This is a genomic window from Actomonas aquatica (assembly GCF_019679435.2).
GTDB classification, from domain to species: domain Bacteria; phylum Verrucomicrobiota; class Verrucomicrobiia; order Opitutales; family Opitutaceae; genus Actomonas; species Actomonas aquatica.
The window spans coordinates 658,845-674,326 of sequence record NZ_CP139781.1; the positions used below are offsets into that span (position 1 = coordinate 658,845).

The following is a 15,482-nucleotide window of genomic DNA, read 5'->3' on the forward strand; positions in this document are numbered from 1 at the left end:
GCTCCGGCGGCGGGGCGTTTTTCTCCTCTGTAGAGCCGTCGAAAGGCCCCTCCTTATGATCCCGCTAGAAACCGGTTGTTTGCGGGCAGACGAAAAACGGCCGCTCGCCTAGGATCCCGGCCCTGTTTCCCCCTCCCCACCCCTTCCCCATGCACTTCCCCACCCGTCTTCGCCTGCTTGGTTTGGCGCTTTTTTCCGTCCTCGCCGTTACCCGTCTTTCTGCCGCTGGCGCCCCCGGTGCGCTCACCTGGGATGACGTGCCCGCCATCCTCGCCCGCATCGTCGCGCCGACCTTTCCGGACCGCGATTTTAGTATCACCGACTATGGCGCGGTGGCCGACAACCAGACCGACATCAAACCCGCGCTCGATGCCGCCATCGCCGTCTGTCACGACGCCGGCGGAGGTCGCGTTCTCGTGCCGACCGGCGACTGGTTCATCGCCGGGCCGATCCACTTGCGGAGCAACGTCAACCTGCATCTCGCCGCGGGGGCCACGGTCAACTTCAGCACGAACCCGAGCGATTACCTGCCCGTGGTGCGCACCCGTTTTGAGGGCACCGAGGTCATGAACCTTTCGCCGCTCATCTACGCGTTTGAGCAGGAGAACATCGCCATCACCGGCTCCGGCACTTTTCACGGACGCGCCTCCCGCGACAATTGGTGGACCTGGTCGCGCGAAGCCCGGCCGCACATTCAGAATGCTCGCCAACAGGGCGAGGACAACGTGCCGGTCGAGGAACGCGTTTATGGCGCCGAGTCCGGCCTGCGTCCGGTCTTTGTGCAGCCCTACCGCTGCACCAACGTGCTGATCGAGGGTGTGACCTTTCGCGATTCGCCCATGTGGTTTCTCAACCCCGTGCTCTGCACCAACGTGACCGTGCGCAACGTCAGCACCATCGGCCACGGCCCCAACAACGACGGCTGCAACCCCGACTCTTCCCGCGACGTGCTCATCGAGGGCTGCCTCTTCGACACCGGCGACGATTGCATCGCGATCAAATCCGGCCGCGATGCCGACGGGCGCCGGGTGGGCGTGCCGAGCGAAAACATCATCATTCGCAACTGCGAGATGCGCGACGGCCACGGCGGTGTGGTCATCGGCAGCGAAATGTCCGGCGACGTGCGCAACGTGTTTGCGGAGGACTGCCGCATGGACAGTCCCAACCTCGAGCGCGCCCTCCGCATCAAGTCCAACTCCTTCCGCGGCGGCGTGGTCGAGAACGTGCACTTCCGCAATGTCGAGGTCGGCGAAGTCTCCGACGCCGTGTTTCGCATCAACCTCTTCTATTGGAGCGAGCGCGGCCCGCACCTCCCGACGGTGCGCCATGTCACGGTGGAAAACGTCACGTCCCAAAAGTCCCGCCGCGCCTTCCACTTTCACGGCCTCGACGAGCTGCCCATCAGTGACGTCACCGTGCGCAACTGCACCTTTAACGGCGTCGCCGAACCGAGCTTGCTGACCGGCATCGAGAACCTCGCCCTGCGCAACGTCATCATCAACGGCGAACCCAAACAGAACTAAGCCGAAGCCCGCTTCGTTCCGCTCCGCCGCAAGACCGGGTCCGGAGGCCCCGGTCCACCTCGGTATCGCCAGGTGGACGCCGGCGTCCCGACGGCGTCGCGCCAGTAGGAGTCTGCCTCACCGCAAGCGTCGGTCGCGCCTGGTTCCGCTCCGCCGCAAGACCGGGTCCGGAGGCCCCGGTCCACCTCGGCACCGACAGGTGGACGCCGGCGTCCCGACGGCGTCTGTTCCAGTAGGAGTCTGCCTCACCGCAAGCGTCGGCTGCGCTTCGTTCCGCTCCGCCGCAAGACCGGGTCCGGAGGCCCCGGTCCACCTCGGTATTGCCAGGTGGACGCCGGCGTCCCGACGGCGTCTGTTCCAGTAGGAGTCTGCCTCACCGCAAACGTCGGGCCCCCTCCCGCTCCACCTCAACTCACCAACCCGTTGAGGTAATCCTCGAGGTTGGTGAAGCCGTCGCCGTTGCGATCTGCGGCCCCGTCACTCGGGTCGTGCGGGTCAAATCCGTGCTCCCGTTCCCACGCATCCGGCATGCCGTCGCCGTCGGTGTCCCAGTCGGCCGCGCGGTGCACTTCCGGATAATCGTCCCAGCCGCCCACGTCCTCTTGCGAGTCCGGCAATCCGGGCAGTCCGGTTACGCTGCCGCGATACGTGAAGGTGCCTTCGCGCACCTCGCGTAGGATGCGTTCATCATGCGGATCGAGCGCGGGAAAATTGCAGCCCACATCGGCCAACACGTCCGCCCGGGCCTCTTCCGCGCTTTGCGTGGTGACATACGATGGGAAGAACGGCGTGTCGCTCCACGGGCTGTAATCCTGCGGCAGCGTGCCACCGCGTTCGGTCGTGGCGATGCGTCCGTCCGCTTGATTTTCGAGGCCGAAATGGCCCGGCATGACATTGCCGGCAAAGTAGTAGCGCTGCGTGCCCGGGAAGCCGCCGTATTGCGCGTTAAGCGCGTAGAAGAACGTCGTGGCGGGTCCCGGCTGGTAGTAGTTGTTCACGAAATTCACCTCGTGGGCACCGCCGTCGGTGGCGCGCTTCGACCAGTTGTAGACCACGTTGTTGGTGATATCGAGGCGGCCCGCGTAGGTATGGCCGGCGTGCTTGTCGAGGCCACCGGCGAGGCTCCAGTTGCGTCCGGCATTGTGCGCCAGCAGGTTGTGGTGAAAGCTGCCCACGTCGCCGCCGATGCTGGCGGCATAACCGTGCTGCGTGCCCGGTTTGTAGTTCTTGTGACCGGCCGCGTTCAACGCCTCGGAAATAAGGGTGCGCTGCAGCGTAATGTTTTTCCCACTACGCGAGCTGAAGGCCTCATCCAGCGTCCAACTGATCGAGCAGTGATCGATGATGCAGTTGTCGGCCGAGGCCATGCCCATGCCGTCGAGCGTCGTGCCGGAGGTATTGCCCGGGCGCACCCGCACGTAGCGAATGATCACGTCGCGGGCGCCCAGCATGCCGAAGTTGTAGTTGCTGATGCAGATGCCCAGGCCCGGCGCGGTCTGCCCGGCCACCGTGAGCTGGGAATTGGGTCCCCGCACGATGAGCTTCGACTTCAGGTCAATGCGTCCTGAAACGTTGAATACAACCGTGCGCGGCCCCTCGGCCTCGACCGCGGCGCGCAGACTGCCCGGGCCGGAGTCGTTGAGATTGGTCACCGCGATCACGCGCCCTCCGCGGCCTCCCTGTGCGAAACGGCCGTAACCTTCGGCGCCGGGAAAAGCGATCTGGCGCTCATCGTCGGACGGGGTTTGGGCAGGCTCCGCGCCCATCGCGCCGAGCGCGCTCAGGCTGAGGAGCGCAACCGCAGCCAGGGAAGCAAGCGGTCGGCGTGGTTTTGCGCGGTTACGGTTTAAAGGGAAAACGAGTCGAGTCAGATGCATCATCGGGTCAGTCAGCGGCCAGGGGTTGGGGGGAGTTGCGGCAGGCGATCACCGGTCCGGCGAGGCCTTGCGACCCGACTATCGGCGGAATGTGGCGCAACTTCTGCCAGAATCTGCAGGGCCTGTGACGCGATCCTAAGATCGGCCGGCGATTTCTTAGCATTCCGCAACCATTGATCTGAAATCGGGCAGCACTTCCGCAACCGTATGACTTATGCTGCGAATCCGCCACGTTCCCGGCCGCTGTCTGCCCATGGCCACAGTGCCCGCGTCCCCACGCTGCCGTGACGCGTTGCCCCCCAACCCCTTCCCCCTCTCGACTGTGCCCCTCAGCCTCCTCGATTATTTTGTCATCGCGGCCTACGCCGGCGTCATTGCCGGCATCACTTGGTTTTGCGGCCGCCAACGCGCGACCACGGCCGATGACTATTTTGTGGCGGGCCGTTCCATGCCGGGCTGGGCCGTGGCCATGGCAATGATGGCCGCGTTGATCTCGAGCAACACCATGGTTGGCCACCCGGCCACGGCTTACCAAAAGGGCCTCATTCTCCTCCTCGGCAGCCTCACCCTGCCCGCCGTGCTCTTCTTCGTGGCCAAGGTCATCGTGCCGTTCTACCGGCGCACGATCCGCATGAGCGCCTACGAATACCTCGGGCGCCGCTTCGGTCTCGGGGGGCGGCTCTACGCCTCGATCTGTTTTATGGCGGATCGGCTCTTCGATGTCGGCGTAACCTTGCTCACCTCGGCCGTGCCGGTGGCGGTCATGACGGGGTGGCCGCTCTTTAACGTCGTGGCCGGCCTCGCCGTCTTTACGGTCGCCTACACCATGCTGGGCGGCATGCGCACGATCGTGTGGACCAGTGTGGTGCAAGGCGGCGTGTTTATGATTGCCGCCGTGCTCATCGCGCTGCGCCTGCTGCTCGCCCCCGAATGCGGCGAACCCGGCGCGGTGTTGCGCGCCGCCTGGGAGGGCGGTCGTCTGGGCCTCGGCGACTTCAGTTTTTCGTGGGCTTCACTCTTCGACTCAACTCACACCACCCAATGGCTGCTGGTGCTCGCTTACACGGTCAACTGGGGCCGGCGCTACATTGCCGACCAACACATGGTGCAACGTTACCTCATCGCCCGTTCCGACGCCGATGCCGAGCGCGGCGCCCTCTGGAACGGTCTGCTGTGCGTGCCCGTCTGGGCCATCTTCATGCTCATCGGCGCCAGCCTTTTTGGGTTCTACCAACTCAGCGGCGCCACCCCGCCCAACGTCGCCGACGAGGTCGTGCCGCACTTCATCGTGCATCAACTGCCGGCCGGCATCGTGGGACTCATGCTCGCGGCCATTCTCGCGGCCTCGATGTCCTCGATCAGCCCCGATCTGAACAGCATCGCGACCGCCTTCACCTCCGACATCATGGGCCATTTCCTACCGCAGCTCAGCGACCGCGCCCGGGTGCGAATCGGTCGCCTCGCGGTTTTCGTCGGCGGGGGAGTTGCCCTGCTGACCGCCTTGCTCATGGCCCCCAAGGGCGAAGCGGCCACCATCATGGAACGCGCCGTCACCGTCGCCGCCATTCTTTCGGGCGGCATGCTCGGTCTGTTCTTCCTCGGCTTCTTCACCCGCACCGCGACCCGCGCCGGGTGTTACGCGGGTCTCGCCGCCTGCGCCGTCTTTACGGCCTGGGGCACGGTCACGGCCGGCGCCGAGCCGCTGATCGACCTCGGTTTCAACTTCCCGCTCAACCCCATCCTCATCGGCATCCTCGGCCACGGCGTCGTTTTTGGCGTCGGTTACGGCGTCAGCCGTCTCGTCGGCGGCCATGTGCCGCCCGATGTCGACCAACTCGTCTACCGCCGTGCGCCGCGCCCGGTCGCCTGATTTTTCCATGTCCGCCGCTTCCTCCCTCACGTTTCGCCAACCGCCGCAGATCTCGCTCGGCCCGAACGTGGCCGCGTCCGCCCTCGAATCCTGGGTGCGTGGTCCCTACCGCCGCCTTTGGGTGCTCACCGCGCCGCCCGTGCTGGCGCTGGCGGAGCAGGTGCTCGCCCCCTGGCGCGAAGCCGGCGCGGCCATCGAGATCGTGACCGACCTCGCCGCCGAGCCCACCACCGCCCAATGTGAAGCCCTGCGCGCCCGGGCCACGCGCTTCGCGCCCGACCTGGTCATTGGCCTGGGCGGAGGCTCCGTGCTCGACGTCGCCAAAGTGGTCGCCGCCCTGCACGACCGCACCGAACCCGCGACCGATTTCTACGGGATCAACGTGCTGGAGGCGCGCCGCACCAAGTTGATCTGCATCCCAACCACCGCCGGCACCGGCAGCGAGGTATCGCCCAATTCGCTGCTCTTCGACGACGCCACGCAGACGAAAAAAGCGATCATTTCGCCGGCGCTCATTCCCGACGCCGCCATCGTAGACGCGGCGCTCATGACCGGGCTGCCCCCCAGCTTCACCGCCACGACCGGCATCGACGCGCTGGCGCACTGCCTCGAAGCCTACGCCAGCCGCAACGCCCATCCCACGGTCGATCTTTGGGCGCTCGCCGGCGTTGCCCTCGTGGGCGAAAAGCTGCTCACCGCGGTTAACCACGGCAACGATCTCGCCGCGCGGCACGCCCTCGCCACTGCCAGTCTCTACGGCGGACTCAGTCTGGGGCCCGTCAACACCAACGGCGTGCACGCCCTCGCCTACCCGCTCAGTGGCGCGCTCCATCTCGCTCACGGTATTTCGATCGCGCTCATGTTGCCGGCGGTGGTCGCCTTCAACGTCCCCGCCCAACCCACCCGTTTTGCGGCTCTGGCTCGCGCGCTCGGCGCCGACCCGGATCACTGCGCCGACGACGCCACCACGGCCGCCCAACTGCCGGATTTGCTCACGCGGCTCATCACCGCCAGCGGCATTCAACTCGGCCTGCGTCACCACGGGGTGACCGCCGCCATGATTCCCACCCTCGCCGACGAAGCCCTGCTCGTTACGCGCCTGCTGCAGAACAACCCGCGCCCGGTCACCCGCGACGACGCCATCGCCATTTATCAGGCCGCCTTCGAGGCCTGAACCGAAGTAGACTCCAAGTTCGCCTACTCACTACTCGCTACCCGCTACTCACTACTTATCCTGCCATGCCCTCCTCCCTCCATCGTGGTGTTATCGTTCCCATGGTCACGCCGGCCACTGCCGCCGGCGATGTTGACCTCGCCGCCGCCGCTTGCATCGCGGACCGCCTCGCCGCGCACGGCCTGCATATTTTCGTGCTCGGCACGACCGGCGAAGCCGCCTCGGTCGCCGCCAGCCAACGCCTCCCGCTCGTGCAGACGACCCTACAGGCCGCCGCTGGCCGCGTGTCGGTGTATGTCGGCATCGGCGATCATTGTGTCGCCCAAAGCATCGAGGCCGGCCGCGCCTACCTGGCTCTCGGTGCCACTGCCGTGGTGGCACTCCTGCCCGGTTACTACGCGCTCACACCGGCTGACATGACCGCCTACTTCCGCCGCATTCATGACGGTGTGGGTGGTCCGCTCATGCTCTACAACATCCCGGTCGCCACCCACCACTCCATCCCCCTCGACGTCATCGCCGAGCTCGCCGACCTGCCGCACGTCATCGGCTTCAAGGACTCCGAGGGCACCGCCGGTCGATGGGAGGAAGCGTATCAACGTTTTGGTGACCGCCCCAATTTCGCCCTGCTCATGGGCATCGCCGCCAAAGGCACCGCGGCCCTCCGCGGCGGCTTCGATGGCGTCATCCCGTCCGGCGGCAACCTCATGCCCGCCGAATGGGCCGCCTGGTGGCGTCACGTCGAGGCCGGCGACTGGGACGCCGCGACCGCCCTCCAACAACAGTTCGACCAGGTCAACGCGGCCCTGCAACGCGGCACCACCCTCGGCCACGCGCTGGCTGGCCTCAAAACCGGCCTCGCCGCCCAGGGCATGTGTTCGCCGGCCATGCTGCCGCCGCTCTCGCCCTACTCCGATTCGGTCCAGGCCGAGGTCTGCGCCGCGCTCCGCGAGCTTCAAGTCGACCTCGGCTAACCGCCGCCTGCTTTCTACCCCCGCCCCAGCTTACCCCACAACCCCTTCGCTTCATGTCCCTCAACCTGGTTTTTGCCGATGACCTCACCGGTGCCTGCGAGATCGCGGGCATCGCGCATCGCGCCGGTTTGCGCACCCATCTGTCGATGGATCCGGAGACCGCGCCGGTCGATCCCGCCGAGCTCGTGGTGGTCGACACCGAGACCCGGCTGCTTTCGGCCGCGCACGCCGCCGCTCGTATCCAGTATTTTGCGACCGAGCTTCCCTCCGACTGCCGCCTCTTCAAAAAAACCGACTCGGTGCTGCGCGGCCCCGTCGCCGCCGAAACCGCCGCGCTCGCCCGTCACCTGCAGCGCGATCTCACCCTGCTCGTGCCGGCCAATCCGGCGTTCTCCCGCCACATCGTCGGCGGTCACTACCGCATCGGCACCGAACCCCTGCATCGCACGCCCTTTGGGCGCGATCCCCTCAACCCGATCACCACCGACGCGGTGGTGGATATCCTCGGGGAGTGGGATGGCCCGGGGCCCGCGGAACCCCGCAGCCTGCCGCCGCACGGTGAGTTGCCGTCAGCCGGCCTCGTCATCGGCGACACCGCCGATGTGCGCGACCTGCAGGCCTGGGCTCGCCGCGTCTCCCCCGCCACCCTGCCTGCCGGTGGTGGCGCGTTTTTCACCGAGTTGTTGCAGCCCGTGCCGCTCGCGACCCCGGCGCCGCCGCCACCGCTCGACGCCCCTACCTTGCTGCTCTCGGGCACAACGATTCCGGCCCAGCGCGCCCTGCTGCAAAACTCGCCCGATGCCGTGCCGCTCTCGCTCGACGAGTTGTCCCGGCGCGGCGACACCGCCCTCACAAATTGGCGCCAGCGGGTGCTCCGCCAAGTGCGCCGCAACAACCGCGCCCTCGTTTACGTGGAGGGTGAGGTTTCCCCGGATCCATCGACGCCCGGCCGCATCACCTGCGCTCACGCCTTCCTGGCCGAGTGTCTTGCCGCCTCCTTCGACCACAAACCGTGGCATCTTTTCATCGAAGGTGGTGCCACCGCCGCGGCCATCGCCTCCGCGCTCGGCCGCCGTCGTTTCGGCGTGCGGCATGCGTGGGGACCGGGCGTGGTGACGCTGCAGCCGGTCACCGGCCCTTTCCCGTTGTTCACCCTGAAACCCGGCAGCTACCCTTGGCCGGCTCCGCTGCATCAGCACTTTTTCCCGACTCCTTCCCGCGGCTGACATGTCCTCCCTCCCTCTGCTTGCTCTCACGCTCGGCGATCCTGCCGGCACTGGCCCCGAACTGCTCACCAAGGCCTTGGTCGACCCCGCGGTGCGTGCGGTCTGTCGGCCGCTGGTCATCGGTGACGCGGCCACCCTCGCCGCGGCCCGGGCATTTACCAACTGTCCGGCGGAAATCGTGGCGGTGGATACGCCCGAAAACGCCACCTTCGCGGCCGAAACCCTGACCGTGTTGGACCTGAAGAATGTCGACCTTGCTACCCTGGAGCGCAGCGCCGTTTCCGCCGCCGCCGGCCAAGCGGCTTACGACGCCGTCGTCACGGCCGCGCACCTCGCCCTTGAGGGTCGCGTGGCGGCCATTGTGACGTCCGCGCTCAACAAAGCCGCCCTCAACGCTGCGGGTCATCATTACGACGGTCACACCGGCCTGCTCGCGCACGTCTGCCAGTCGCCCGGCGCCACCATGATGCTCGCCGCCGACAAGTTGCGCGTCAGCCATGTCTCGACCCACGTCTCGCTGCGCGAGGCCATCAACCGCGTCCGCCCCGAACGCATTTTGAAAGTCCTCGAACTGACGCGTGCCGCCGTGCAACGCCTCGGCATCGCCGACCCCAAACTCGCCGTCGCCGGGCTCAATCCGCACGCCGGCGAAGGAGGCCTCTTCGGCACTGAGGAGGAGGAATTTATCGCCCCCGCCATCGCCGAAGCCCAGGCCCGCGGCTGGAACGTCAGTGGTCCCCATCCCGGCGACACCGTGTTTTTCCGCGCCGCCCAAGGGGAATTCGACGGCACCGTCGCCATGTATCACGACCAGGGCCACGTGGCCGCGAAGATGCTCGGCATCTGGCGCGGCGTGAACGTCACCCTCGGCCTGCCCATCATCCGCACCTCCGTCGAACACGGCACCGATTTCGCCAATGCCGGCACCGGCCGCGGCGACCCGCGCTCGCTCATCGAAGCCATCAAACTCGCTGCCGCTTTGGCCGCTCAACCTTCTGCCTGATTCCTCAACTGTGGCCGGGGGCGATGACCCCGGTCCGGCCTCACCGAGGCCGGCTACAACCCCGTCTAAGTCCAGTGATCCGTCCCGTTTTTCTCAGCCTTCTGGCGATCGCCACCGCATCTTTCGCCCAGGAAGCCACCGTTCCCCTCGTCCGCTTTGCGGGCGACCGCTCCGTCACGCCGACCGCCGACGGCGGACTGCGCCCGGTGGTCGGTGTGCACAACATCCAGGTCTATCGCGCCAATCGCACCGCGCCCACGCACGCCGACGGCCTCACCGACACCTACCTGCACGCGCCGATGCTGGCGTATTGGCAGGGTCAATACTGGCTCGAATACCTGAGCGGTCCGCGCTCCGAACACGAGGCACCCTGTCAGACGTCACTCACCACCTCGGTCGATGGCCTCACCTGGTCCGCGCCGCGCATCGTGTTCCCATCCTTCCCCGGCCCCGACGGTCACTACGCTCTGGCCCATCAGCGCATGGGCTTCTACGTCGCGCCGGATGGTCGCCTGCTCGTGCTCGGTTTCTTCGGCACCGAACCGTCGCCTAACAACGGCACGGGCTACGGCCGCGTGGTGCGCGAGGTGTTCGCCGATGGTTCCTTCGGCCCGATTTTCTTCATCCGGCCCAACGCCCACCGCGCCGCGCCGGCGGAGTTCCCGCTGCCTTACCCGCTCTACACCGCGGCCAGCGACGCTGGTTTTATCGCCGCCTGTGAAGCCTTGCTCGCCGACAAACTCATGACCGCGCAGTGGTGGGAGGAGGAGCAGCTCGACGACACCCACTTTTATCGTTTCCGCGGCAAAGCGGGATCCATCGTCACCCGGCCCGACGGGTCTCATCTCAGCATCTGGAAAAACCGCGTGGTGGGCGTGAGCCACGACCGCGGGGAGAGTTGGGAACAGAAGTCCTTCGCCGAAGATTTCCCCAACAACGGCTCCAAATATTGGCTGCAGCACACCAGCGACGACGCCTACGCGGTCGTGCTCAATCCCACCAATCGCAACCGCTACCCGCTCGCGCTCATGCGCAGTGCCGACAGCACGACCTTCACCGATCTCTTTGCCGTGCACGGTGAACTGCCCGATCAGCGTTTTGGTGGTTACCTCAAAAACATGGGCCCGCAATACGTGCGCGGTATCGCCGAAGGCAACGGCACGCCGCCCGACGCGGCCCACGCCTTCCCGCTGGTGTATTCAGTCAACAAGGAGGACATCTGGTTCGCCCGCGTGCCCACGCCGATCAGCGCCACGGTCGAGGGCCCCGTTCAGGACGATTTCTCCGCCACCGCGCTGGATCATCTGCCCGCCGCTTGGAACATCTACAGCCCGGTCTGGGCGCCCGTGCGTGTCGCCCGTGATCCGGCCGATGCGACCAACGCCGTGCTCTCGCTGCGCGACGAGGATCCCTATGATTACGCTCGGGCCGTGCGGGTGTTCCCGGCCACCCATGGCGTGAAGATCTCCTTCCGCGTTCGCGCCGAACAGCTCGGCGGGCGCCTGGAGATCGAGTTGCTCGACGCCACCGGGCTGCGACCCGTGCGCATTGCGCTGGAAGAGGACGGCCGCATCTGGGCCTGCCACGAAGCGCAGTGGATGGATGCTGGCACCTATACGCCCGGCCAATGGCACGCGTTTGAACTCGAGATTCCCGCCAATCCCGACGCCGACCGCTGTGCCGTGTTGATCGACGGCACCTCACCCTTGCCGCGCCCCGCCTACTTCACCGACCCGATCACCACCGTGGAGCGTCTCTCCTTCCGCACCGGCATGTATCGGGAACGTGGTTACGGCGGCCGTGACCGGCCGGGTGCCGACACCCGCGCGCCGCTGGCCGAGTTCCTCATCGACGACGTCATCATCACCCCCCTCGCGCAGGAATGAAGTCCCTCTGCCTTACCGTTGCAATTCTCCTCCTGGCGCTGACCGCCACCGCCGCGCCGCGCGTCACCCGCGACCTCAATTCCGATTGGCGCTCCTTCGCGGCCGACACCGGCACGCCCATGCCCGCCGGTGCGCTAGAAGCCACCTTCGACGACTCTGCCTGGACCACCGTCGACACCCCGCACAACTGGGATCGCTATGAAGGTTTTCGCCAACTTAAACACGGCGATCGTCACGGCACCGCTTGGTATCGTCGCACCTTCTCCGTCACCGCCGACGACCTCGCGCCCGATCGCCGTGTCTGGCTCTTTTTTGAAGGCGTCGGTTCCTATGCCACCGTCTGGGTAAACGGCCAGCTCGTCGGCACCCACGCCGGCGGCCTCACCACCTTCACCCTCGACGCCACAAGCGCCGCGCACGTAGGTGACGACAACCTCCTGGTGGTGCAGGCCGAGCATCCGGTCGGCATCCGCGATCTGCCATGGGTCTGCGGCGGTTCCGAACGCGCTTACGGCTTCTCCGAGGGCACCCAACCTTTCGGCATTTTCCGCCCGGTCCATCTCGTCGTCACCGACGCGGTGCGCATCGATCCCTTTGGTCTGCACATTTGGAACGACGAGTCCGCCAACGCCGACTCCGCCACGCTGCACCTCACCGCCGAAGTCACCAATCACAGCGACCAGGCGCGCCGCCTGCTGATCGAGGCTCGGGTCTACGACCCTGCCGGCAACTCGCTGGGATCTGTTCGCACGTCCTTGGAGCGTGCGCCCAACAGCAGCGGTCGCTTTGAGTTTCCCGAGCTGCCAATGACCCAACCCCAACTCTGGTCGCTCGATACCCCCGTCCTCTACACCGTCGAAGTTTCACTCTACGACACCACCGAACCCGCCCGACTCCGCGACCGCGACTCCACCCCCTTCGGTATCCGCACCATCCGCTGGCCGCGCGCCGAGGAAGCCGACGGTCGTTTTTATCTCAACGGCGAGCCGGTCTTTCTCAACGGCACCTGCGACTACGAGCACCTGCTCGGCAACAGCCACGCGTTTTCCGATGCCCAGATCGACGCCCGGGCCGCCATGATGCGCGCCGCCGGTTACAACGCCTTCCGCGACGCCCATCATCCCCACAACCTGCGCTTCAACCAACACTGGGACCGCGAGGGGCTGCTGTGGTGGACGCAGTTCGGCGCCCACTGCTGGTTCGATAACGACGCCTTCCGCGCCAACTTCAAAACGCTCCTTCGCGACTGGGTGCGCGAACGTCGCAACAGCCCGTCCCTCGTGCTCTACGGCCTGCAAAACGAGAGCCACGTCCCGGCCGATTTCGCCGCCGAGTGCACCGCCATCATCCGCGAGCTCGATCCCACCAGCCCGACGCAGCGCCTCGTCACCACCTGCAACGGCGGCGAAGGCACGGATTGGAATGTGCCGCAAAACTGGACCGGCACCTACGGTGGTGATCCGCAACTTTACGCCGACGATCTGCGCGCCTCCCGCCTGTTTGGCGAATACGGTGCCTGGCGCAGCCTCGGGCTTCACGATGCGGCCGGCTACGACATCGCCGGGCCACTCTCCGAGGAGCGCATGACCACCCTCATGGAAACCAAGGTGCGTCTCGGTGAAGCCGCGAGCGAGAGCGCCGCCGGTCACTTCCACTGGCCCTTCACCACTCACATGAACCCCGGCCGCCACTTCGGCGCCAACGGTGAACAACTCTTCGACGGCATCCGACCGCTCGATCACATCGGCCCGGCCAACAACAAGGGCGTCATGACGATCTGGGGCGAACCCGCCGACGCCTTCTACATGTATCGTTCGCACTTCGCCGACCCTGCGACCGATCCCATGGTTTACCTGCCGCTGCACACCTGGCCCGATCGCTGGACGGCCCCGACCGATGCCTCCGGCCCTATCGTGGTGTATTCCAACTGCGACGAGGTGGAGCTCTTCAACGACCTCGGCACCCACTCCCTCGGCATCCGCCGTCGCGGTGAGTTTGGCACGCCCTTCCGCTGGGACGATGTGCCGGTGCACTACAACGTGCTCTACGCCGAGGGCCGCGTGAACGGCCAGGTCGTGGCCCGCGACCTCGTGCGCCTCCATCACCTGCCCGACGCCCCGGCCTTTAAGGTCGCCCAACTCACCGATGCCCTTAGCGCGGCGAGCGCCGAAACTCCCCGCCCCAACCGCCACTACTTCTACCGCGTCAACTGCGGCGGTCCGGATTACACAGATCGTTTCGGCGCGACCTGGTCCGCCGACCGCGATCTCAGTCCCGGTGACCGCTGGGGTTCACTTTCCTGGGCCCACGCCTTCGACAACCTCGACCCGCGTTTCGGCAGCCAGCGTCACACCACCAACCCCATTACCGATACCGCCCACGACGCCCTGTATCAAAGCTACCGATACGGTCGCGATGAACTGGGCTGGGACTTCACCGTGCCCTCCGGTCCGGTCGAGGTGGAACTCCACTTCATCGAGCCGTGGTATGGCATCGGCGGCGGTGACGCCACCGGCTGGCGCCTTTTCGACATCGCGCTCAACGACACCACCGTCGCGACCGATCTGGATCTCTTCGCTACTGCCGGTCCCGATCGCGCGGTCGTGCGCCGCTTCCCGGTGGAAGTGGGCGCGGACCGCAAGCTCACGATTCGTTTCCCGCGCGTCGCCGCCGGTCAGGCCGTGATCTCCGCCATCGCCATTTCCACCGCCGCCGATTCCGCCGCGGCGACCGCGACCCTGCCGCCGCCTCCACCGCCGGCGCTGGAGGTGGTGAGGGCCGACTCCGGGCAACTGCAGGGCGGCCTCGACACCGGCCGGTCCGTTTCGCCGACCGATATCCGCACCTTTGCGCGCCTGCCCGGTAAACTGCTCGAGTCCTCCTGGCTCGCGCTGAGCGGCGACACTGCAACCCTTCGCGTCCGTCGCGATACTGTGGTGTTCGCCACCTTCGCTTTTCCGGGTTCCCGCGCGACCACCGATTCGCTCGACCTCGCGGGCGCAGCGCCGGTCACACTGCCGCTGTGGCGCGGGCGTATCGAAGCGGGTGATACAGTCGATTTCTCCGGGGATGGGGTGTTGTTTTTTGCGCCGGAGCGCGCGCCGGCCGCCGCCCAGTTTTTGGAGCTCGCATCAGCCTCCACCGCTTGGACCGCCGTCGGCCACCTGCAGCTCGGCGCCTCCGTCCGTGGGGTCAACGGTCCGACCCTGCTCCGCCTCCCGCAAAATCTCTCCGACGGCGACCTCGTGCGCGCGGTCTCCGCCGCCGCCACCGGTCCGCTGCAGTTGCGAGCCTTGGACTTTTTGGAAGTGCACGCCGTGCCCCTCGGCGACACCGCACCGGTCTGGTTTGAGACGTGGCAGGACAGCCGTGCGCAGGTCACGATCGATGGTCGCGCACCGATCGCGCTGCGGCGCCTGCGCCTCGATTCCGGCGCGACGCTCGAACTGCCGGCGTCACCAGATCGTCCCTACGCCCTGATCGCCCGTGCAGTCCGCCCCGCCACCAGCGTCGAACCGGAGAAGGTGACCCGCGACGGCGCGGCCGAGTTGGTGACTCGGACCGATAGCTCGACCGCCCTGCTTTTACCGGTCGCAACGACCAGTGCGGTGGAGTGGCCGCTCGAACTGGGGGCCGGTGACCGCTACGGCCTGGTGTTCAGTTACCAGCATGCTTATCCGGAGGCTCTCACCGGCACTTTGCTCATTCTGGATCGGGACGGCGCAGAGCTCCGTCGCGACCCGATTTCCTTCGATCCGACCGGCGTCCCATCCTCCGATTTGACGTGGTCGATCCACCGCACCCGCACCGGCCGCAGCCTCAACGCGGGCTCCTATCGTCTGCGGCTTGAGCTCGATCAGCCCAGCGCCTCGCTACTGCTCGGTGCGCTATTGATCGAATAGTTCCGGGATTGTGACGACGACTGCGTGTTTCCTCGCACCAATATTAT

At 66.6% G+C, this 15,482-nt stretch carries 9 protein-coding genes; 8 read left to right on the plus strand and 1 reads right to left on the minus strand.

Annotated features, from left to right (window positions below; genetic code table 11):
- The first annotated feature begins 149 nt into the window (after window positions 1-149).
- A complete protein-coding gene (locus K1X11_RS02545) occupies window positions 150-1,523 on the plus strand; it encodes a glycoside hydrolase family 28 protein (RefSeq protein WP_221032389.1) in 1,374 nt (457 codons plus the stop codon).
- Window positions 1,524-1,930: 407 nt separating this feature from the next.
- On the opposite strand, the gene K1X11_RS02550 is transcribed toward K1X11_RS02545, so the two are convergent.
- A complete protein-coding gene (locus K1X11_RS02550; protein ID WP_221032390.1) occupies window positions 1,931-3,289 on the minus strand; it encodes a hypothetical protein in 1,359 nt (452 codons plus the stop codon).
- Window positions 3,290-3,722: 433 nt separating this feature from the next.
- On the opposite strand from K1X11_RS02550, the gene K1X11_RS02555 reads away from it, so the two are divergent.
- The 7 genes from K1X11_RS02555 to K1X11_RS02585 all read left to right on the plus strand — a co-directional run bounded on the left by K1X11_RS02555 (window position 3,723) and on the right by K1X11_RS02585 (window position 15,435).
- On the plus strand, window positions 3,723-5,270 hold the full coding sequence (locus K1X11_RS02555; protein WP_221032391.1) for a sodium:solute symporter family transporter: 1,548 nt from the start codon (window positions 3,723-3,725) through the stop codon (window positions 5,268-5,270).
- 7 nt (window positions 5,271-5,277) lie between these two features.
- Window positions 5,278-6,444 (plus strand): iron-containing alcohol dehydrogenase, encoded by a 1,167-nt coding sequence (locus K1X11_RS02560; RefSeq protein ID WP_221032392.1) that lies wholly within the window; start codon window positions 5,278-5,280, stop codon window positions 6,442-6,444.
- A gap of 65 nt (window positions 6,445-6,509) precedes the next feature.
- Window positions 6,510-7,418 carry a dihydrodipicolinate synthase family protein gene (locus K1X11_RS02565; RefSeq protein WP_221032393.1) on the plus strand — a complete coding sequence of 303 codons (909 nt, stop codon included), beginning with the start codon at window positions 6,510-6,512 and terminating at the stop codon, window positions 7,416-7,418.
- A gap of 53 nt (window positions 7,419-7,471) precedes the next feature.
- Window positions 7,472-8,644 (plus strand): four-carbon acid sugar kinase family protein, encoded by a 1,173-nt coding sequence (locus tag K1X11_RS02570; RefSeq protein WP_221032394.1) that lies wholly within the window; start codon window positions 7,472-7,474, stop codon window positions 8,642-8,644.
- Between the two features lies 1 nt (window position 8,645).
- Entirely contained in the window at window positions 8,646-9,647 is a 1,002-nt protein-coding gene (gene pdxA, locus K1X11_RS02575) for a 4-hydroxythreonine-4-phosphate dehydrogenase PdxA (protein WP_221032395.1), read from the plus strand.
- A 74-nt stretch (window positions 9,648-9,721) separates the two neighbouring features.
- Window positions 9,722-11,533, plus strand: a complete 1,812-nt coding sequence (locus K1X11_RS02580) for a sialidase/neuraminidase family protein (RefSeq protein WP_221032396.1) — start codon at window positions 9,722-9,724, stop codon at window positions 11,531-11,533.
- Window positions 11,530-15,435: a malectin domain-containing carbohydrate-binding protein gene (locus K1X11_RS02585; protein ID WP_221032397.1), complete on the plus strand. Its 3,906-nt coding sequence runs from the start codon at window positions 11,530-11,532 to the stop codon at window positions 15,433-15,435. Before K1X11_RS02580 ends, K1X11_RS02585 begins: the two co-directional genes overlap by 4 nt.
- Window positions 15,436-15,482: the final 47 nt, after the last annotated feature.